Origin of the sequence: Zoogloea sp. (assembly GCF_030157465.1) — a bacterium.
Taxonomy (GTDB): domain Bacteria; phylum Pseudomonadota; class Gammaproteobacteria; order Burkholderiales; family Rhodocyclaceae; genus Zoogloea.
The window spans coordinates 1-19,102 of the sequence record NZ_JAOAUU010000057.1 but is presented as its reverse complement, the minus strand read 5'-3'; the positions used below and the strand labels follow the sequence as shown (position 1 = coordinate 19,102).

Genomic DNA, 19,102 nt, shown 5'->3' with positions numbered 1-19,102 from the left:
CCGTATGAAAATGCTCGGGATTCATCCGTTATGAGTTTCGAATGCGATGGCCCTGCCGAACGGGTGAAGCAAGGTAGCCACACCATTCCTGAAGAAGTCATTCGCCGCCGCTTTGCGGCTGGCAAAGCAAATTTTGCAGCCCATTACCGCGACGCGGTGGATGCATGGGCCTGTTACGACAATTCCGGTGATGAGCCGATCATGACGGGGTGGGGAGAGCAAGCATGACCCAACAAGAACTTTCCAGGGCGAAAGATCAGGATTTGATTTTTTCAGTCGAGGCCATGAAACGCGCCGCAGCCCTGGCGCGTCAGGTGGCGGTGCAAACCGGCACGGCCATCGTGGTCAGCAAGGACGAAAAGATTGTCCGGCGCACCGCGGCTGAATTGGTGGCGTTGTCGGGTGCCGGCGCAAACAAGGCGGGAGCGGTATGAGCCGCGAAAGAATCGTGCGCTCCCTGGCCGGGCGCCTGAGCCTGCGCAAGCCGCAATCTGACAGCCTGGAGCGATTGCACAACGCGCTGGAATCCGTGCCTGCCTTGCGTGACTCAAAGGCCCGTTCAGCCGAAGAACTCACGGCCATGCTGGCGGCGCTGAAGGCCGAGTTCCCCACGCTGAGCGATTTTGAGCGCGACTTTCCGTCTTTGTGTTTTGCCTTGGCAACCGGCGTTGGCAAGACGCGCCTGATGGGGGCGTTCATCAGCTATCTGCATGCGGCCTATGGTTACAAGCACTTCTTTGTGCTGGCCCCCAACCTGACCATCTACAACAAGCTGATCAAGGATTTCAGCGACACCACCGGGCCGAAGTACGTTTTCAAGGGCATTGCAGACTTTGCCATTGAAGCGCCGGAGGTGATTACCGGCGAGACCTACGAGCAAAGAAGCGACTTGGTGTCACAGGCAATCGACGCGCCGGTGCAGATCAACATTTTCAACATCTCGAAGATCAATTCGGAAGTGCGCGGCGGCAAGGCACCGAAGATCAAGCGGCTTTCCGAGTACCTCGGCCAAAGTTATTTCGAGTATTTGGCGGGCTTGCCCGACCTTGTGCTCATCATGGACGAGTCGCATCGCTACCGGGCCAGTGCCGGCATCCGGGCGCTGAACGAGTTGAAGCCCTTGCTGGGGCTTGAGTTGACGGCAACCCCGTTCGTTGAGGGCGGTTCAAAAGGGCCGGTGCCTTTCAAGAATGTGGTGATGGACTATCCGCTGGCACTTGCCATTGATGATGGTTTTGTCAAAGAGCCCGCCGTGGTGACGCAGCAGAACTTCAACCCTGCCGATCACAGCGCAGAGCAGTTGGAGCGCATCAAGCTCATGGACGGTATTCGCGTTCATGAAGAAACCAAGGTGCATTTGCTGACTTATGCCGAGCAAACAGGCCAGAAGCCGGTGAAGCCTTTCATGCTGGTGATTGCCCGTGACACCACGCACGCCAGCGGATTGCTGACAACGATTGAGGGTTTGTTTGACGGCCAGTACAAGGGCAAGGTAATTCAGGTTGATAGCGGCACCACCAGCGGTGCCGAGGGTGACGCGATTGTCGAGCGTCTGCTGACGGTGGAAAGCTATACCGAACCCACCGAGATTGTGATTCACGTCAACATGCTGAAAGAGGGCTGGGACGTAACCAACCTCTACACCATTGTTCCGCTACGGGCGGCCAATGCGCGCACCCTGATCGAGCAATCCATCGGGCGTGGCCTGCGGCTTCCGTATGGACGCAAAACCGGGGTGGAGGTTGTTGACCGCCTGAACATCATTGCGCATGACAAGTTTCAGGAGGTCATTGAAGAAGCAGGCAAGGGCAATTCGCCCATTCGCATGAAAGAGTTGAAGCTGGAGCCGATCGATGGCAACGGCAATCGCCTGACCAGTCTTTCCGTGCCATCCAATACAGCCGTCATTCTGGGTATTTCGGATGTGAAAGGCTCTGGTGCGGGTGCAAGCCTAGGTGCTTTGGATGTGGCGTCTGCGGGCTACAGCCAAGGTGTGCAAACGCCATCGGTCGTTTTCACGGGCGAGCAACGCAGGATTGCCATGGTGGCACTGGATGCCGTTGCCGAGCTGGGGAAAAACCGCGTTCTGGTGCCGATCAGCACGGCCTTGAACACCGCCAGCGTGCAGGAAAAGCTGACCCAACTGGTCATGCAGCGACTGGTTCCGCAGCAAGGCGAGTTGCTGAACACCGAAGCGTCAAACGCCGAAGCCGTTGCTGCGGTGGTCAAGAAGTCGGTGGAGGTCTTCATCGAGCAGACCATCGACATCCCGCGCATTACGGTTGTGCCTGTCGGCCCGGTAAGAGGCGGCTACCGCAGTTTCGTGCTGGACGTATCGCGGATGAATTACCAGGCGACCGACCAGCAATTGCTTTCTCAAGGTTTGCAATCAGGTCGCCAACTGACCTATGGCGAGGCGGCCGTAATTGAAGAGGCGCGACTCGAGGACTACATCGTCCGCGAACTCATCAATTACGACGATGTTTCCTATGACGATCACGCCGATCTGATCTATGAACTCGCAGGGCAGGCGGTGGCGCACTTCGCTAGCCGCCAGCCGGACGAATCAGCCATTCGCAACATCCTGGGCAACCACGGGCGGGCCATTGCCGAGAATATTCACCTGCAGATGGCGAAACACTACCAAGAGGATTCCGCCGGGTCCGAGGTGATTGTCAGCCAGGGTTTCATGCCGCTGAAACCCTGTGCCTTCACGGCCAAGGACGAGGTGAAGCCTTTGCACTGGACGCCAGACGACAAACGCACCATCGGCCAATACGTCTATGGCGGATTCCAGCGCTGCGCGTATTCCTTCCAGAAATTCCACTCCGATACCGAGCGCATCCTGGCAACGGTGCTGGAACGCGAAGCGCGCCGCTGGTTCCGCCCGGTGTCTGGCCAGTTCAACATCTACTATCGTGCAGGCGTGAATCAGCCCGAGTACATCCCTGACTTTGTGGTGGCCCTGGACGACATCACCCTGATGATCGAGACCAAAAAAGCCCGCGAAGTAACGGAAGCGCAAGAATCCGAAACCGAGGTCAAGGCCAAAGCCGATCAGGCCGTCATCTGGTGCAAAAACGCGTCTGATTACGCTGCCAAAGTCGGTGGCAAGCCGTGGGCATATCTGCTGGTTCCGCATGATGCGGTGGCCCAAAACATGACGCTGGCGGCTCTTCGGGTGCGTTACGAGGTGAAGTAATGGTGTCGAAAGGCAGAAGCAGAGTGGCGAGACTTCCGGCTTGTCATGAGGTTCTCGCCTGGCGGCCTTCAAACAGCGCAGCCGCCCTTTGATACGACATCTCGGCCGCGGCCTGCAAGGGTCGGGCGCGTTGCTCGGCGGAGATGATCTCGACGCCCCACGGGCCGGTGTAGCCGCTGGCCGCAACGGCAACGACAAAGCCGGCCAGATCGAACTCGCCAGCGCCACACAGACGGCGGCGATCGAGGGTGTCCGCGATGGGCGAGCCGAGCGTTTTCAGGGTGCCGTCGTCCAGCTCGGCGCCGCCGATGCTGCCCGGCGGCAAGGCGGCGATCTGCGCCAGCGACATGCCGCCCCGGGTCACGTGCCAGCTGTCGAGCATCAGCCCCCCGCCCCGGCCGGCGCTGCCGCCGATGATGGTCAGCGCCGTATCCAGGTCGGGAATATTCGAGAAGGCGATGGGTTCCAGCGTCACGCAACTGCCCGCCTCCTGCGCCTCGCGGGCCAGCACCTGAAAGGCGTCGTGCATCTGCTCAAGCGGCCACTCGGCGGCGCCAAAATCCCCTGCGGCCTTGATGCGCGCGGCACCCAGCTCTGCTGCGGTGGCCAGCAGCAGCTGCCGGTCGGCGTCGGACGCCTTGCGCCGCTCGCCCTCGGCACACCAGTCGAACAGGGCTTCCAGCTCCAGGTGCCGGATACCGTTATCTTTGAGGATCGCGCGCATGCCCGAAATACCGTGCTGCGCGAGCACCCGGCGCAGGTCGGCCTGCTTGATGCCGATGCCGGTATAGCCGGCTGCCGCAGCGGCCTCGGCCCGCAGCCGGAAATCCCACGGGCTATGGTCGGCGTCGCCAAAAACATAGTTGCCGGCCAGCGTCCAGTAACAGGCCAACAGATCGACCGGGCCGCTCATGGGGCCGGGGTGTCTGCCGCCAGCGCGGTGCCGCCGATGTCGCCGGACACCTGGAACACGTCGAGTTCGCGGTGCACGATGCGCCAGCCTTCGGGGCGTTTTTCGAGCTGGTCGCGGTATTCGCCCCACACGGTGAGCGTTTGCCCCTGGTAGGCGCCCTGCCCCGCGTGGATCGCCTGCAGATAGCACTTGGCGCTGGCCTCTGCGCCGGACAGGGTGATGCGCACATTGCCCAGCAGGTGCTGGGTGCGGCCACAGGGCGCCAGCGCCTGGCGCACCGTTGCCACAATGGCCTCCCGGCCGGAATAGCTGCCGATGCCGTGGTAAAGGGCACTGGCCTCGGCCACGAAAACCTCGTCCAGCGCCGCCCAGTCGCGTTCGTCGAGGGCGCTGGCGTAACGCACCAGCACCCGTTCGATGCGTGCCTCTTCAAGCAGGTCGTCCCGCGTCAGCTCAGCCATGTGGCGCCCCGCATCAGTTGGCGTAGTAGCCGACGCCCACCACCACGTTGCCGACCTTGCGCAGGTAGGAGTGCTTCTTGTCGACCTTGCCGGTCACGGCGTTGCGCCAGGCGTAATCGATTTCGCCCTGATCCCTGTTTTTGACGATGGCCAGCATGTCGCGGACGAACTCCTTGCCATTGATGTCCTTGAGGGGCAGCGCGCTGGTGCCGATCAGGCGCGGCGTTGCGCCGTGGGCCATGAAGCGGCCGTCGTCGATGCCGATCGCGAAGACGTACAGATCGTCCTCGATATAACTGCCGTTGAGATCGTTGAAGGCGGCAAATGCCTTTTTGGGATCGTCCTTGACGGCCGTGGCCGCGCGCTCGAGTAGGGACTTGGCCTGGGCCGCGGTGCCGTGGGGAAGGTAGTAGCCCACCGCCAGGATGCGGTCGCCCACCTTTTCGAAGAAGGCCACCTTGCGCTCGACCTTGCCATCCTTGCGGTTGAGCCAGCGGTACTCCACCGAGCCGCTGCCCTTGGCCTCGGCGGTGGCCAGCATTTCGCGGAAGAAGGGCTTGCCGTCGGCGTCCTTCATGTCCGCCACATTGCGGTCGATCAGCTGCGACGACGAGCCGCCGCTGGCCAGCATGGTGCCCTTGGTGTCGAGCACATAGACGTAGAAATCGCCGGTGATGAATTCACCCTGGCGACTGAAGGCGCCGAGGGCGAGGTCTTTTTTGTCCTTGTAGTGGGCCACGGCCTTGGCGAGCAGGCCCTGGGCTTGCTTGGCCTCGGCTTCGGGGCTGGCGGCAAGGGCTCCGGGGGCATTGAGGGCAGACAGCAGGACAAGGGCGGAGGCAAATTTTCGGAGCATCGTATTTCCTTTCAAATCCGGGCAGGACAGGCGTTCGTGAATCGGGCTGCGGCCCGAAAGGCCGGGCCGGGTGAAACGGCTCGTCAGGCTTTCAAGCGGCGTCGGGCACCAGCACACCCCGGCCGACGACCTTGCCGTCGCGCAGATCCTGCAGCACCTGGGGCCCCTGCTCGAAGCTGAAGCAATGCGTGTCCACGTGAATCCGGCCGCTCTGGGCCAGCGCAATGACTTCCATCAGCTCGGCGCGCGAGCCCCACAGGGGCGTGCTCACCGAACAGCCGAAAGGCAGGGTCCATTGCGTGAGCGGGATCGTGCCGCCGCCCACCCCGACCACCGTGAGCTGGCTGTTGCGGCCCACCAGTTGAATCGCCAGATCGAGCGTGGGCTGAATGCCGACGAAATCCAGCACCATGGCCGCCTTGCGCCGGCCGGTGAAGGCGTTGATGGTTTCGGCGGCCTCGGCGGCGTTGCGTGAATTGACCGTCAGGTCGGCGCCCAGCTGCCGGGCGTGTTCGAGCTTGCGCTCGTCCAGATCCACCGCCACCACCCGGGCGCCGCACAGCACGCGCAGCAGTTGCACCGCCATGTGGCCGAGCCCGCCCACGCCGATGACGACCACGGTGGCGTCGGGAGTCAGCAGGTGCAGGCCGCGCTTGATGGCGTGATACGGGGTGAGCGCCGCATCGGTGAGCGGTGCGGCATCCCGCGGGGCCAGCTTGCCCAGCGGAACCAGCAGGCGCGGCGAGGGCACCAGCATGTATTCGGCCATGCCGCCGTCGGTGCCGATGCCGCCGCCGTTGTTGGGCAGGTGCTCGGCGTTTTCGCAGTAGCTTTCCATCGACAGCAGGCAGGCGTGGCAGTGGCCGCAGCCCCAGAATCCGTATACGGCCACCGGGTCGCCCTCTTTCCAGCCGCTTACGCCGGCCCCGAGTGCCGCCACCCAGCCGGCGTTTTCGTGGCCGAGGGTAAACGGGCCGTGAAAACCCGGGGCGCCATGGTCGAGCACATGGAGGTCGGAATGGCACACCCCGGCCCCGCCGATGCGCACCAGCACCTGGCCGGGGCCGGGCGTGGGAATGGGCACGGTTTCAACAACGGGCGGGGCGCCAGGAACGGTGAAGCGCACGGCTTTCATGGTCATGAATGCATCCTTTCAGGCGAACGGCTTCACCTTTGCTGGGGGCGTCGAGGAGAACTTGAGGTTTTATTTGGCGACGGTGGCCGCGGTGAGGCCCTGGAACATCAGGTCGTAGGCCATGCGCAGAAAAGCCTCGGCCTCCTCGGGCTTGCCGGATTCGGTGGTGAATTCGCCGGTGTAGTTGAGGCGGCTGCGGCCTTCGGACAAGGGCTCGATGCGGCCGGTGGCCTGGTAGGCGGTAATGCCGACCGGGCGCTGGCCGACGATGGACAGCTTGTAGGTGAGGCTTGCCGGATCCTGGAAATCCAGGCGCTCGCTCACCGGAGCGGCAAAGCCCTTGTTGTAGATGTGGCGGGTCAGGCCGATGCCTTCGCCTTCCAGCTCGACGCGCTCGATCTGCACGGCCGGAATGTCCTTCGGCCACCAGCGCTCGATGTGGGCAAAGTCGGCGAGGAGATCCCACAGCTGGGCGGCCGGGGCGTCGAAATCGTGATGGGTGGTGATCTGGTGCATGGTTCGGCCTCGTGTTCGTTGAAGGTTGGCAGGGCGCTTAGAGCCAGGGCAGTGCGGCGGACGGGCGGGCGGCAATGCGCTCGCGCCAGGCGGCCAGCCGGTGGTGGGCGGGGGCGAGCCCCTGCCCCACCTTGTCGCCGAACTCCACGAAGCAGAACAGCTGGAGATCGGCCACTGTCAGGGCGTCGCCGGCAATATAAGGCTTGTCGCCCAGTTGCGCCTCAAACCAGGCGAGCCCTTCCTGGGCGGCCTGTTTCAAATCGTCGGCAGCCTGGGGCAGGCAGCGCACCCGGCCCTGAAACAGCGGCAGGCCTTCGGCGCCGCGAAAGCCGGCCGTCATCGGCTGCACCACGATCAGGTCGGCGCGCCGCCACCACATGCGGGTCACCGCGCGGGCTTCGGGCGTGGTGCCGATGAGCGCCGGAGCGGGAAACCGGTCTTCCAGGTATTCGCAGATGGCGGTCGTCTCGGCGATACACAGGCCGCTGTCCAGTTCCAGCACCGGCGTGGTGCTGGTCGGGTTGATGGCCTGCCAGGCGGGCTGACGGTTTTCGCCGGCGACGATGTCCACCTCCACGAGGTCGAGCTGGATGCCCTTTTCGGCGGCAAACATTTTTACCAGGCGCGGGTTGGGCCCGATGGAGTTGTAGAGCTTCATGGCCGGCGCTGCTCCCTTAAAACTGGACGCGCTTGGTGTAGCCGCCGTCGATCACCAGGTTGGTGCCGGTGATGTACGAGGCGGCCGGGCTGGACAGGAAAACCATCGAGCGGGCCACGTCCTCGGGGGCGCCAAAGCGGCCGAGGGGCATGTCGGCGAGGGTCTTGTCGTACAGCTCGGGCATGCCTTCCTTGATCATCGACCAGTTGCCGCCGGGGTAGGCGATGGGGCCGGGGCACACCATGTTGACGCGGATCCCCTTGGCCGCCCACAGCTGGGAGAGCTGCTTGCCGTAGGTGATGATGGCGGCCTTGATGGCGTTGAAGGCCTGCGGGTAGATGAAGGTTTCAACGGCTGCGGTGCTCGACATCAGGATCACCGACGGCGCGTCGGATTTTTCGAGGAAGGGCTCGAGGGTCTGGCAGCCATTGACGGCGCCCATCATGTCGAGGCGGAAGGTGAGATCCCAGTCCATGGTGCCCTGGGCGCCGGACGAGCTGGCGTTGTGGATGAAGATGTCGCAGCCGCCCAGGCGCTCGGCGGCGGACACCAGCCAGGCCTGGTAGGCGGCGGCGTCGTTCATGTCAAAGGCGTCGCCAAACACCTTGACGCCATGCTTTTGCAGTTCGGCAACGGTGGCCTCGACGCGGGCCTTGTCGCGGGAGAAGAAGGCGATGTCACAGCCTTCCGCCGCGTAGATTTCGAGGGCAGCCTTGCCGATGCCGCGGCTGCCGCCGTTGATGATGACTTTTTTACCGCGCAGTCCGAGTTCCATTTTTGTCTCTTCCTTGTGTGTGGGTGGTGTGTGAGGGGGGCGGGCGACGGGAGTCGCCCCTACAGATCGCCGGCGGCCGGGGTGTCCGTGCCGCGTGCCTTGCCCCAGCTGATGCCGCGCCGGAGCAGTTCGTAGAACACCGGCAGCTCCCAGGCGCACTTCTGCTTTTCGGGCCAGTAGTCCACAAAGGGCTGCATGTCGTAGTGGCCGCGGCAGTGGCCGAGGGTCAGGTAGAGCACGGCGCCCTGGCCGATGGGGCGCAGGTAGAGCACCGGATGGCGGGCACGCTGCCAGGTGCTACGGGCAAAGCCGGTGCCCTCGCCTTCGAATTCCGTGTCGAGCAAAATTTCGATCTGGGCGTGGATGTCCGACAGGTAAAGCTCATCCACCACCTCGAAGGGCTCGATGCCTTGCACCAGCGGGTGCTTCGGGCTCGCCACCTCGACCCGGTAGGGGCCGATGGGCGGGTGGGCGATGAACTGGCTGCCCAGGGTTTCCATGAAGTGCGGCGCCAGGGCCGGCGAATCCACGAGTCCGTTATCCAGAAACCGCAGGATCGAGGCCGTGCCGTGCAGCGCGTACCAGCGCCCTCCCCCGGCCACCCAGGCGCGCAGGGCTTCCTGTTCGTCCAGGCTGGGCACCACGTCGCAGGTGTAGGTGACCAGAAAGGCCGCGTTGCGGATGGCCTCAAGGTTGGAGTAATCCTCGAACACCCGCACCCGGATGCGTTCGTCCTCGCCCAGCAGCTTGAGCAACTCCAGCCGGGCAAAGTCGATGTCGTGAAATTTGCCCGACGCCACCAGCACGCAGTCGATGCGGCCGGGCTGGGTGCTTGTGTTGTGTGCTTCGCTCATGACGCCTCCTCAGCCCACGGCCCGGATGGGTTCGCTACCGTCCCAGTTGCGGGCGGCGTCGCGCATCACGTCGAAGAAGGCGTAGCTTTCCGGCGGAAAGCAGATCATCTCGATCAGGCTGCCCGGGCCGCCGCCCGCATCCACGTAAATGGCTTCGCCGCCGCCGGGCAGCCAGATTTCCTGCATCACCGTGGCGCCGGCTTCGGCGCACACGGCACGGGCGCGGGCCATGTCCTCGACCACGATGCAGATGTGGTGCAGGCCTTCCCGGCCCTCGCTGCGCCAGCTTTTGTAGATTGAGGGGGCGTCGTTGTACTGCTCGATCAGTTCGATCTGCATGTCGCCCCAGTAGGCGATGTACACCGAGAAATCGATGCTGGCCGGCTCGCCCTTGTAGCGGGCGGCATCCACCTGAATGTTGGCGATCTTGAAAAAGGGGCCGACACCCATGGTCTCGGTCCAGTAGCGCAGGGCGCCGTCCATGTCTTCCGGCACGTAGGCCATCTGCATGACGGTGCCGAGGCGTGAAATCAGGGCTTGGGATGTGCTCATGGCGCGCTGCCTCAGGCCTGGCCGGTGGCCGTTGCGATCGCCGCGTGGATTTCCTCGCGGGTCGGGTTGCGGCGCAGGGTGAGGCCGCCATTGACCTGCAGGTTCTGGCCGGTCATGAAGCACTCGTCGCTGGCCAGCCACACGGCGGCGGCGGCGATGTCGTCCTTGGTGCCGATGCGCCCCAGCGGGTAGCCCGACAGGAAGCTGTCGAACAAGCCCGGCACCTCCTTGGCATCGGCCGTCATCGGGGTTTCGGTCAGGCCCGGCGAAATCGAGTTGGCACGGATGCCGCGCTCGCCAAACTCATGCGCCACGCAGCGGATCACGTGGTCGGTGCCGGCCTTGGTGCCCATGTAGGCCGCGTGGTCGTTGAGCATGATGGTGGCGGTGGCCGAGCTGATCTGGATGATCGAGCCGCCGCGCGACAAGGTGTCCACCGCGGCCTGGCAGAAGTAGAACGGGCCCTTGAATTGCAGCTCGGTGATCTTGTCGAGCTCGTCCATCGTGGTTTCGGTGAAGCCCTTCAAGAGCCCCCAGCCCGTGGCATTGACGGCAACATCCACATGGCCGCCCCAATCCTTGGCAAAGGCGAACAGCGCCTCCACGTCTTCTTTCTGCGTGATGTCGCAGGGCCGGGCGGCACCGCCGATGGTCTTGGCGAAGCGCTCGAGCTCATCCAGCTTGCGACCGGCCACCACGACCTTCGCGCCTTCGTCTGCGAAGCGGCGGGCGATCGTCTGGCCCATGTTGTCCCGGCCGGCTGCGCCGAGAACGATCGCGACCTTGCCTTCCAGTTTCTTGCTGTTTGCCATGTCAGGCTCCTCCGCCAATGATGGATGCCGCGTTGTCGAGAACGATGTGGGCGCCACTCATGTGGCGGGATTCGTCCGATGCCAGGAAAAGAACGGTATTCGCCACGTCCTCGGGCTGCCCGAGGCCAGGCAGGGTGTCTGCGCCCACGGCGGCCAGCAGCGGCGTGTTGATCATTCCGGGCAGGATCGCGTTGCAGCGGATCGCATAGCCCTTTTCGCGGCAGTGGGCGGCGATGGTGGTCGTCATGGACAAAATTGCGCCCTTCGCGGCGGCGTAGGTGATGACGCCGGGAAAGCCGCGCACCGCCGACAGCGACGAGATGTTGATGATCGAACCGGTGGCGCCGGGGTTGCCCTTCATGGCCTTGATGGCGGCCTGGCAGCCCAGGAAGGTGCCTTCGGCATGCACCGCGTTGAGCAGCCGGTATTGCTCCAGGGTTGCCGTTTCGATGTCGGCAGGCACCACGATGCCGGCGTTATTGACCAGCACATCCAGCCTGCCGAAGCGGCTCAGCGCCAGCCCGACCGCCTTGGCCCAGTCTTCCTGACTGCGCACGTCCTGGCGCACGAAAACGCCGTCGATGTCCTTCGCCAGGGCCTGCCCGGCCTCTTCATTGAGATCGCTGACCACTACCCGGGCACCCTCGCGAGCGAGGGCCAGGGCATCGGCCCGGCCCAGTCCGGACGCTGCGCCCGTGACGAGGGCTACCTTTTCACTGACACGTTTCATGTTTTTCATCTCCTCCGGTCGCGTGTGGGGGATGCCCCGCCACCACGTCCAGCTGTTTTAATTAAAAACAATCTTACTTCTTTTTTTTAGTAAAAAAACGGCGATCGGAAAAATCATGAGCCCGCCTTTTCGAAGGGCTCTGTCAGCGTTGTCTGTGGCCCTGCATCACCCCGACGCTGCAGGGCCCTGTAGGGGCGACTTCAGTCGCCCTCCGCCGGCAAAATCAGGGTAGATCCCGGGCTTTGCCTCCGCGGGCGACTGAAGTCGCCCCTACATAAGCCCTGCACCGGCACAACAACGCAAAGCTTTCACAGCTAACGGTGTCCGACCACCACGCACCCAAGCTTTCAGTCCTGCAGGGCCTCCTCGGGCATCAGCGCCTTTTCCACCGGCGTCAGCACGTGGTTCGTGGCCGTTTCGCCCTTGAGCAGGAAGTGGGACAAGGCCGGAATCAGGATCAGCGCACCGAGCATGTTCCACAGGAACATGAAGGTCAGCAGGATGCCCATGTCGGCCTGGAACTTGATCGGCGACCAGGCCCAGGTGATCACGCCGGCCGCCAGGGTCACGCCCACCAGGGCCACGACCTTGCCGGTAAAGGCCACCGAGCGCTGGTAAGCCTCGCCGAGCGAATACCCCATGCGCTGCTGGGCCAGCTGCACGCTGAGCAGGTAGAGGGCGTAATCCACGCCGATGCCCACGCCGAGCGCCACCACCGGCAGGGTGGCCACCTTCACGCCGATGCCGAGCCACACCATCAGGGCTTCGGCCAGCACCGAGGTGAGCACCAGCGGCAGCACCGCCACGACAACCGCGCGCCAGCTGCGGAAGGTGATGGCACACAGCAGGATCACCGAGGCATACACGTAGAGCAGCATGGTCCGGTTTGCGTCGCGCACCACGATGTTGGTGGCGGCATCGACACCGGCGCTGCCCGCGGCCAGCAGGAACTGGCGATCCGGCGTGTTGTGCTTCTCGGCAAACTCGCTGGCCGCGGCGACGACCCGGTCGAGGGTCTCGGCCTTGTGGTCGGACAGGAAGGCCAGCACCGGAATCAGCGAACACTGGGTGTTCAGGAACTCGGAGTTCCAGCTCATCGCATTGCCGATCTGGGCGTCGATCAGGCTCTGGTTGTCACTCACGGTGATCCACTTCGGGTTGCCTTCAAAGCCGCCGGCGGTGTAATTGCGAACCGTGTCGGCCAGCGAGGTGGTGCGCTGCACCCCCGGCACCTGGGCCAGATGCCAGCTCAGGCGGTCGGTTTCGGTGAGCGTCTCGAAGGAGCGGCAGCTGTCGGGCGGCGTCTTGACCATCACCGCAAAAACGTCGCTGGAGATGCCGTAGTTGGCGGTGATGAAGCCGTTGTCCTGGTTGTAACGGGAATCCGGCCGCAGCTCGGGGGCACCCGCATCCAGATCGCCGATCTTCAGGTCGTGGGAGACCACGAAACCGCCAATCCCCAGCACCGTGCTGACGACAATCGCGATGGTGGCCCAGCGGCGCTCGGTGAAGTGATCCAGGCAGGCCCACAGCTTGCCGCCGATGCCGCGTCCCTTGATTTCTTCGCGTTCCTCCTGGAGGCTGCGCGCGGCGGCCGCGGGGCTGACCCCCACGTAGGACAGCAGCACCGGCAGCAGGATCAGGTTGGTGGTGATCAGCACCGCCACGCCGAGGCTGGCCGTCAGGGCCAGTTCGCGGATCACCGGAATGTCGATGACCGTCAGCACGGCAAAGCCCACCGCGTCGGCCAGGAGCGCCGTCAGGCCGGCCAGGAACAGGCGCCGGAAGGTGTAGCGCGCCGCCACCAGCTTGTGGGTGCCACGCCCCACGTCCTGCATGATGCCGTTCATCTTCTGGGCGCCGTGGCTGATGCCGATGGCGAAGACCAGGAAGGGCACCAGGATCGAGAACGGGTCCATCCCGTAGCCGAAGGTGACCACCAGGCCGAGCTGCCAGATCACCGCCACCAGCGAACAGAACAGCACAAGGGCCGTGCTGCGCACGCAGCGGGTGAAGAGATAGATGATGAAGGTGGCGATCGCCGCAGCGATCAGGAAGAAGACCATCACCTTCTGCAGGCCTTCGATCAGATCCCCCGCCAGCTTGGCAAAGCCGATGACGTAGATGTTGACCTTGGCGTCCGGCCCGCTGGCGTACTTGGCGCGGATGTCTTCCAGCGACTTGGAGAGGTCGTGATAGTTCACCGTGTTGCCGTCGCCGTCCCGCGCCAGGAGCGGGATCTGGATCATGCTCGACTTGTAGTTGTTGCCCACCAGGCTGCCCACCACACCGGCGCGGCCGATGTTGATGCGCAGATCCTCGATGGACTTGGCCGAGCCGTCGTAGTCGTTGGGCAGCACCGGCCCGCCGGTAAAGCCCTCCTCCGTCACTTCGACCCAGCGCACCACCGGGGTGAAGATCGACTTCATCCAGGCCCGGTCGACACCCTTCAGGATGAAGATCTCGTCGTTGATCTTGGCCAGGGTGTCGAGGTACTTGGCGTCGAAGATGTCGCCATTGGGGTTTTCGACCACCACCCGCACCGAATCCCCGAGGCCGCGCAGCTGCTGGCGGTTTTCCAGGTAGTTGGTGATGTAGGGATGGCTGTGGGGCAGCATCTTGTCGAAGCTGGCGTTCACCGTCATTCCGCGCAGCTGGAAGCCGAAGAAAATGGTGACGACGAGGCAACCGAGCACGAGCAGGAGCCGGTTGTTGAAGATGAGACGTTCGAGCAGGCTGCCGGATCGCTGGTCGAAATCCTTCGGATCCGCGATCACGGCCATCTGCTGCTGGTTCTGGCTAAGGTCCATGGCTCTCACACTCTGGTTGGCAGGGGCGGCAGGCGGTGCGCGCTCACTGGATGGACTCGAGACGGATGCCCTCGGCGCCCACCAGGACGACGCGCTTGTCGTCCATCGGCGCAAGGCCGAAATAGGCCATCGGGCGGGCCGTCTTGATCGGCTGGAAGGTCTTGCCTCCGTCGCGGCTGAGGGTCACGGTGCCGGCCTGGGTGGTCAGCAGCACACCGCCGCCGGCCATCGCCACACCGCCGGTGATGCCGGCCGGGGTGCCGAGAGAGGCTTTCTCCCAGTTGCGGCCCTGGTCGATGCTGCGATACAGGCTGCCGCGCATGCCGAAGGCCAGCACCGCGTCGCTGTCGGTGACAACCAGGCCGAACAGGGTGCCCTTGTAGGGCGTGGGCACCGACACGATGCGCTGGGTGGCCGTGTCGAGGCGCCACACGGAGCCCTGCTCGCCGGTCAGATAGAGGCTGCCGTTGCGACCGCGGATGCTGTAGAAATGAAGCTCGCCCGGGTTGTCGGTGCGCTCCATCCAGGGCGTCCAGCTCTTGCCGCCGTCGGCGGTGCGGAAGATGCGGTTGAAGGTGCCGACGACAAAACCGGTGCTCTCGTTTTCGAAGTACACATCCAGAAAAGGCTGGGTGCCGCCGGCGGCCTGAAGGCTCTTCTCGCGCTCGACCAGCGCTGCGGCATCGGGGGTGCTGGATGCCTGGTAGTGGTTCACCGCCAGCTCTGCAGCCTTCACGCCGTCCAGCTGGCGAACCCAGGTGGCGCCCGCGTCGGCCGAATGCAGCACCACGCCGCCGTGACCGACCGCCCAGCCCTTCTTGGCCGACGGAAAGCTCACCGCGACCAGGTCCGACTGGGTTGGCACGGACGCCTGTTTCCAGCTCGCGCCGGCATCGTCCGAATAAATGATCAGCCCGCGCAGGCCCACCGCGACGATGCGCGATCCCGCCATGGCGGTGCCGAGCAAGGCGCTGCTGGCACCCAGACGGGTTTGCACTGCCGGGCTGCTGATGGGGTTTTCGAAGGCGAGGGCCTGCCCCGCCGGGATGCTGCTCGACAGCAACAGGGCCGTAACGATCCCTGCCATTCTTTTTATAGGCATGCTGTTCTCCTCCGGGTACACATTGCCGGCCCAGACCGGCATCGGGCGGACGAGCACCGGGCCGGGCCCGGGTCGTCCGCACAGGGCTCCGCTTAGCGGATGCCGCCCCCTGCAAGGGCTTCGGAGCTGAAGAAGTTGTTCGGCTTCGGCTCGGTCATGATCCAGCCGCCGGTGTCGGTCACGTTCTGCTGACGCGCGTAGTTGCCGGTTGCCAGATCCGAGGTCACCCATTCATCGGTGCTGTGGCCGTGGGTCTCATACAGGGAGATCGGCAGCGAGTGGGTCACGCGGTAGATCTGGCCGGCCGAGTCGTAACCTTCGGCGATGCCGATTCCGGGCATGTCTTCATCCCAGTACAGGGTGCGCTTGGGATAAACGTGGCGCTTGCCGTCTTTGAGGCTTGCTTCCACCACCCAGACGCGGTGCAGTTCCCAACGGACGCAGTCCGGGTTCATGAAGTTCTTGGTCTTGAACGCCACCGCATTGGCGCACTGCTTCGGGTCGCGGGCCTTGTAGGTGTTGTACGGGATGTACATCTCCTTCTTGCCGACCATCTTGAAGTTGTAGCGATCGAGCGCACCGTAGAAGACGGCCGCCTCGTCCACCGTGCCGGCGCCACCACCGGTGGGGCTCGGGGTGTCGTAGGCGATGTCCGGCGACAACTTCACGCGGCGCTGACCCGGCAGGTAGGACCAGGCGCGGCGGCCCACGTTGACCATGTCCACCGAGTCATGCACCACCAGCTTCTCGCCGGCCTTGCGGGCGGGGTCGTGGTAATCCACGCGGATCTTCTCGTAGGGCTCGTCGGCGCTGATCGGGGTGGTGCGCTTCGGGTCGAAGATCGGGTACTGGATGTACATCGTGGCGATGCCGGTGGTGGTGTTGTTGCCTTGGGTATCCACCACGGTGCCGGTCATGCCTTCGGACATCAGCGCGTAACCGTCGTACTTGAACAGGCGGTTCCACATCACTTCGTTGCCGTTCTTGGGCACCGGGAAGGGAATGCCGGCGTAACAGCCTTCCAGTTGCAGGCCATCGTTGATGGTCTTGCACACGGTGGCGTTCTTGATGGAGTTATCCGTGTACAACTTGGGGTAGTTCACCGTGCGGTGGGTCGGGTACACATCGATGCGGTAGCCCGGGTATTTCTTCATCATGGCCCGGGTGCCTTCGGCGAGCTTGCCCGGGTATTTGTCCATGTTCTTGGCGTCGATGGAGAACAGCGGCTTTTCATCGGCGAAGGGGTCGGGGCGATACTTGGGGTTCTTGGCGTCGAAGCTGGCCGGCGGCTTGATCGGGCCGGTGTAGGCCGGGATGGTGCCTTCCTTGTTGCCGGCCTTTTCGGCGCCCCAGGGCAGCAGGGTCGAGCCGAGCTGCTTGGCTTCTTCGGCCGTTACCGCCGCGAGGACGGGAAGCGAGAGGGTCGAGGCAACCGCCATGGCGACCAGGGTGCGAACGTTGTTTTTCATGCTTTGTCTCCTGCCAGATTTTTAGAATGTGGTCTTGAACGTGAAGGACAGCCAGCCGCGGTCGTTGTTGTAGCCGTTGCCGTTGGCCGCGGTAACTACATTGGTGATCGGGTCGCGAACGTAATTGCCGAAGTAGTTGGTGTAGGCCAGATCAAACTTGTACCTGGCCTGGTAGTCGGCGCCGACGCCGATGCTCCACGAACCGCTGTTTTCGTTGCCGCCGAAAGGCACCGGCGAGTTGCCCTTCAGGCCGATGTCGTAGTGGATCGGCATGGTGATATCGACGCTGGGCAGGGCCTGGAACCAGGTCGGGGTAAAGGTGGCCGAGATGCCGTAGGCCGAATTGGTGGCACAGCCGTCCATCTGGTTGCCAAGGCAGCTGCCGTTCAGTTTTTCGTGGTTGAAGAACTCCTTGGTGCCCTTGTCCGCACTGGCCAGGCGGCTGTACGAGAATTCGGCCAGCAGGGTTGCCGAATCGAACACCGGGGTCTTGCCGACATAGGCCAGGGCGTTGAGCAAGCCGTGCCACGTTGAGCCGCGGGCGATCTGGGTGGCGCCTGACTTGGTGGCCAGGGCGCCATTGTCACGCCGCACCATTTCCGCGCCGAAGGCAATGCCGGCGAGCTGCTTGGAGACGCTCACGCCCCACAGGCGCACATCCTCGGCGTAGGCGTTGTAGAGACCGCCCGAGCCCGCAAGAATGGTCGGAACCTTGTCGTCGAAATTGCGGTAGTACAGGCCGATGGTGGCCTGGGCCCATTCCGGCGTCAGCTTGGTATTGATGCCCCAGCTGCCACGATTGCCCGGCTTGTTGCTGTGACGGTCACCCAGGTAAGGCGTACCGAACACGTCGGTGCCACCTGCGAAGGGAAAGTCGAAACCGGCCAGGTAGGTGCCGCCTTCAGGCAGGCGGTAAGGCGCCCACTCGAGGAAATACTGGGCCGCCACCGACACGGTGTCGTTGATCTGGGCCTGGGCCGAAAGCTGGTTCAGCGGAAGAAACAGCTCCTTGGCCTCGATGCCGGGCGTGGCCAGGGCCTTGCGGAAATCCACCGGCCCCTGGGAGTAGGACACGCCGTGGATCGGCGAGAACAGGGATTCGCCCCAGTAGTTGGTGTGGCGACCGAACTTCACGTTGATCGGCACATCGCCCACATCGATACGGCCAAAGATGAAGGCGTCGAGCAGCTCGCCGGACTTGGTGTAGTAGCGCTTGACCGTATCCGAGTAACGCCCGCCCGGGTAGAAGTTGTGCCCCCCGGCCACGTTGTTCGGATTGGTCTCTTCCTTGTCGTTGTAGGCCGCGTCGTACCAGGCCATGCCGGACACCCGGGCGCCGAAGCGCTGCTTGATCACCACGTCCAGCTCGGAGAGCACGTCGACACGGTTGGTGACGATGTCGCCGTTCTTGAACTTGTGATCGCCGGAGCTGAACGTGGCGCTGTTGTGCAGCGCCGGGTCGCGCGCCTGCATGCGCATGCCCAGGTTGTACTTGACCGTGTTGTCCCAGCGGATCTCAACGTCCGGGTCGCCGGTTTCTATCTTGAAAGCCTGGGCGTTACTGGCGGCCAGGGCTGCAAGCGCAGCGGCAACGGCCAGCGCAGAGCGGCGTGCCTGGATTGTCTTTACGGATTGTTGTCCCACGTTATACCTCCTCCGGTGTAATTCGATCGAGGCCGCCAGATGCACTTGTTTTCCGGTGACCTTCTCTTTTTCAAGCTACTTAAAAAACCATCTAGCTCGTTTTTTTTGCAAGACTACTCCCAAAAATTTGGGCTGCCAAGCATCAGGATCGAAAAATTCGCGAAATGCGAAACCGGGGCACAAAGCCTGTGACAAAACTCGTTTTCTCGCCCGCCCGGCCTCCTGCCCTGCGGCGGCCGCTGAGGGAGCTTGTGTGGTGGTGGGCGAGCCTGAAAACGACCGTGGCGTGGGCGCTTCAGAAAGCTGAAAGCCTGTCGGGGGAAGCGCTTTCCACAATTTGCGCGAACGTTGGTGGTTTATTTCCGGTGAGCCCTTGCGGGACGGCTTTCCGGTGTATCGCGTCACATCGGCCGGGGACTCGCCCCCGGCGGGCGCCCTACTTTCTTGCTTCGCCAAGAAAGAAGGCAAAGAAGGCGACCCGGCTTCACCGGTCATTCGCTTGGGCGAATGACTCCCCTGCGCTGCTCACAACGGGCGGCCGGCGCAGAACTCGCCCTGCGGGCTCAGACAGCTGCGCCGGACTTCCCCGCCCGTTGCTGCGCTGCTCGGCGGT

Annotated in this window: 17 protein-coding genes and 1 pseudogene; 3 read left to right on the top strand and 15 right to left on the bottom strand. The window is 63.7% G+C overall.

Translation table 11 applies throughout. The features are described 5' to 3' along the window. From Q1W26_RS06600 to Q1W26_RS06590, 3 genes and pseudogenes are all read left to right on the top strand, one after another. A pseudogene (locus Q1W26_RS06600) lies at positions 1 to 228 on the top strand (hypothetical protein); the annotation flags it as partial. Beyond that, positions 225 to 434, top strand: coding sequence for a hypothetical protein (locus tag Q1W26_RS06595; protein ID WP_300437484.1), 210 nt, complete (start codon positions 225 to 227; stop codon positions 432 to 434). The pseudogene Q1W26_RS06600 and the gene Q1W26_RS06595, both read left to right, overlap by 4 nt. Next, entirely contained in the window at positions 431 to 3,202 is a 2,772-nt protein-coding gene (locus tag Q1W26_RS06590) for a DEAD/DEAH box helicase family protein (protein ID WP_300437482.1), read from the top strand. Before Q1W26_RS06595 ends, Q1W26_RS06590 begins: the two co-directional genes overlap by 4 nt. Positions 3,203 to 3,245: 43 nt before the next feature. Here Q1W26_RS06590 and Q1W26_RS06585 read toward each other — a convergent pair whose 3' ends face one another. The 15 genes from Q1W26_RS06585 to Q1W26_RS06515 form a co-directional block, all read right to left on the bottom strand. Beyond that, complete coding sequence (locus Q1W26_RS06585; RefSeq protein WP_300437480.1) at positions 3,246 to 4,115, bottom strand: sugar phosphate isomerase/epimerase; 870 nt, start codon at positions 4,113 to 4,115, stop codon at positions 3,246 to 3,248. After that, on the bottom strand, positions 4,112 to 4,576 hold the full coding sequence (locus Q1W26_RS06580) for a nuclear transport factor 2 family protein (protein WP_300437478.1): 465 nt from the start codon (positions 4,574 to 4,576) through the stop codon (positions 4,112 to 4,114). Before Q1W26_RS06580 ends, Q1W26_RS06585 begins: the two co-directional genes overlap by 4 nt. A gap of 13 nt (positions 4,577 to 4,589) precedes the next feature. Beyond that, on the bottom strand, positions 4,590 to 5,432 hold the full coding sequence (locus Q1W26_RS06575) for a cache domain-containing protein (RefSeq protein ID WP_300437476.1): 843 nt from the start codon (positions 5,430 to 5,432) through the stop codon (positions 4,590 to 4,592). Positions 5,433 to 5,523: 91 nt separating this feature from the next. After that, entirely contained in the window at positions 5,524 to 6,573 is a 1,050-nt protein-coding gene (locus Q1W26_RS06570) for an NAD(P)-dependent alcohol dehydrogenase (RefSeq protein WP_300437473.1), read from the bottom strand. 63 nt (positions 6,574 to 6,636) lie between these two features. Then, positions 6,637 to 7,083, bottom strand: a complete 447-nt coding sequence (locus Q1W26_RS06565) for an SRPBCC family protein (RefSeq protein WP_300437470.1) — start codon at positions 7,081 to 7,083, stop codon at positions 6,637 to 6,639. Positions 7,084 to 7,120: 37 nt separating this feature from the next. Next, positions 7,121 to 7,741, bottom strand: coding sequence for a glutathione S-transferase family protein (locus Q1W26_RS06560; RefSeq protein WP_300437467.1), 621 nt, complete (start codon positions 7,739 to 7,741; stop codon positions 7,121 to 7,123). 16 nt (positions 7,742 to 7,757) lie between these two features. Next, positions 7,758 to 8,516, bottom strand: a complete 759-nt coding sequence (locus Q1W26_RS06555; RefSeq protein WP_300437465.1) for an SDR family oxidoreductase — start codon at positions 8,514 to 8,516, stop codon at positions 7,758 to 7,760. 59 nt (positions 8,517 to 8,575) lie between these two features. Beyond that, entirely contained in the window at positions 8,576 to 9,370 is a 795-nt protein-coding gene (locus Q1W26_RS06550) for a ThuA domain-containing protein (protein ID WP_300437463.1), read from the bottom strand. 9 nt (positions 9,371 to 9,379) lie between these two features. Then, on the bottom strand, positions 9,380 to 9,922 hold the full coding sequence (locus tag Q1W26_RS06545) for a VOC family protein (protein ID WP_300437460.1): 543 nt from the start codon (positions 9,920 to 9,922) through the stop codon (positions 9,380 to 9,382). Between the two features lie 11 nt (positions 9,923 to 9,933). Then, a complete protein-coding gene (locus Q1W26_RS06540; RefSeq protein ID WP_300437458.1) occupies positions 9,934 to 10,734 on the bottom strand; it encodes an SDR family oxidoreductase in 801 nt (266 codons plus the stop codon). Between the two features lies 1 nt (position 10,735). Beyond that, positions 10,736 to 11,464 carry an SDR family oxidoreductase gene (locus Q1W26_RS06535; RefSeq protein ID WP_300437455.1) on the bottom strand — a complete coding sequence of 243 codons (729 nt, stop codon included), beginning with the start codon at positions 11,462 to 11,464 and terminating at the stop codon, positions 10,736 to 10,738. 347 nt (positions 11,465 to 11,811) lie between these two features. After that, positions 11,812 to 14,274 (bottom strand): MMPL family transporter, encoded by a 2,463-nt coding sequence (locus Q1W26_RS06530; protein WP_300437452.1) that lies wholly within the window; start codon positions 14,272 to 14,274, stop codon positions 11,812 to 11,814. A 43-nt stretch (positions 14,275 to 14,317) separates the two neighbouring features. Continuing rightward, positions 14,318 to 15,376, bottom strand: coding sequence for a YCF48-related protein (locus Q1W26_RS06525; RefSeq protein WP_300437449.1), 1,059 nt, complete (start codon positions 15,374 to 15,376; stop codon positions 14,318 to 14,320). A 92-nt stretch (positions 15,377 to 15,468) separates the two neighbouring features. Next, positions 15,469 to 16,845 carry a DUF1329 domain-containing protein gene (locus Q1W26_RS06520; RefSeq protein ID WP_300437446.1) on the bottom strand — a complete coding sequence of 459 codons (1,377 nt, stop codon included), beginning with the start codon at positions 16,843 to 16,845 and terminating at the stop codon, positions 15,469 to 15,471. 21 nt (positions 16,846 to 16,866) lie between these two features. After that, positions 16,867 to 18,489, bottom strand: coding sequence for a DUF1302 domain-containing protein (locus tag Q1W26_RS06515; protein ID WP_300437443.1), 1,623 nt, complete (start codon positions 18,487 to 18,489; stop codon positions 16,867 to 16,869). Positions 18,490 to 19,102: the final 613 nt, after the last annotated feature.

Excerpts from the sequence above, each read along its gene's own strand:
- Q1W26_RS06595 (WP_300437484.1), top strand. The coding sequence starts at position 225 with ATGACCCAACAAGAACTTTCCAGGGCGAAAGATCAGGATTTGATTTTT.
- Q1W26_RS06590 (WP_300437482.1), top strand. The coding sequence starts at position 431 with ATGAGCCGCGAAAGAATCGTGCGCTCCCTGGCCGGGCGCCTGAGCCTG.
- Q1W26_RS06585 (WP_300437480.1), bottom strand. The coding sequence starts at position 4,115 with ATGAGCGGCCCGGTCGATCTGTTGGCCTGTTACTGGACGCTGGCCGGC.
- Q1W26_RS06580 (WP_300437478.1), bottom strand. The coding sequence starts at position 4,576 with ATGGCTGAGCTGACGCGGGACGACCTGCTTGAAGAGGCACGCATCGAA.
- Q1W26_RS06575 (WP_300437476.1), bottom strand. The coding sequence starts at position 5,432 with ATGCTCCGAAAATTTGCCTCCGCCCTTGTCCTGCTGTCTGCCCTCAAT.
- Q1W26_RS06570 (WP_300437473.1), bottom strand. The coding sequence starts at position 6,573 with ATGACCATGAAAGCCGTGCGCTTCACCGTTCCTGGCGCCCCGCCCGTT.
- Q1W26_RS06565 (WP_300437470.1), bottom strand. The coding sequence starts at position 7,083 with ATGCACCAGATCACCACCCATCACGATTTCGACGCCCCGGCCGCCCAG.
- Q1W26_RS06560 (WP_300437467.1), bottom strand. The coding sequence starts at position 7,741 with ATGAAGCTCTACAACTCCATCGGGCCCAACCCGCGCCTGGTAAAAATG.
- Q1W26_RS06555 (WP_300437465.1), bottom strand. The coding sequence starts at position 8,516 with ATGGAACTCGGACTGCGCGGTAAAAAAGTCATCATCAACGGCGGCAGC.
- Q1W26_RS06550 (WP_300437463.1), bottom strand. The coding sequence starts at position 9,370 with ATGAGCGAAGCACACAACACAAGCACCCAGCCCGGCCGCATCGACTGC.
- Q1W26_RS06545 (WP_300437460.1), bottom strand. The coding sequence starts at position 9,922 with ATGAGCACATCCCAAGCCCTGATTTCACGCCTCGGCACCGTCATGCAG.
- Q1W26_RS06540 (WP_300437458.1), bottom strand. The coding sequence starts at position 10,734 with ATGGCAAACAGCAAGAAACTGGAAGGCAAGGTCGCGATCGTTCTCGGC.
- Q1W26_RS06535 (WP_300437455.1), bottom strand. The coding sequence starts at position 11,464 with ATGAAACGTGTCAGTGAAAAGGTAGCCCTCGTCACGGGCGCAGCGTCC.
- Q1W26_RS06530 (WP_300437452.1), bottom strand. The coding sequence starts at position 14,274 with ATGGACCTTAGCCAGAACCAGCAGCAGATGGCCGTGATCGCGGATCCG.
- Q1W26_RS06525 (WP_300437449.1), bottom strand. The coding sequence starts at position 15,376 with ATGCCTATAAAAAGAATGGCAGGGATCGTTACGGCCCTGTTGCTGTCG.
- Q1W26_RS06520 (WP_300437446.1), bottom strand. The coding sequence starts at position 16,845 with ATGAAAAACAACGTTCGCACCCTGGTCGCCATGGCGGTTGCCTCGACC.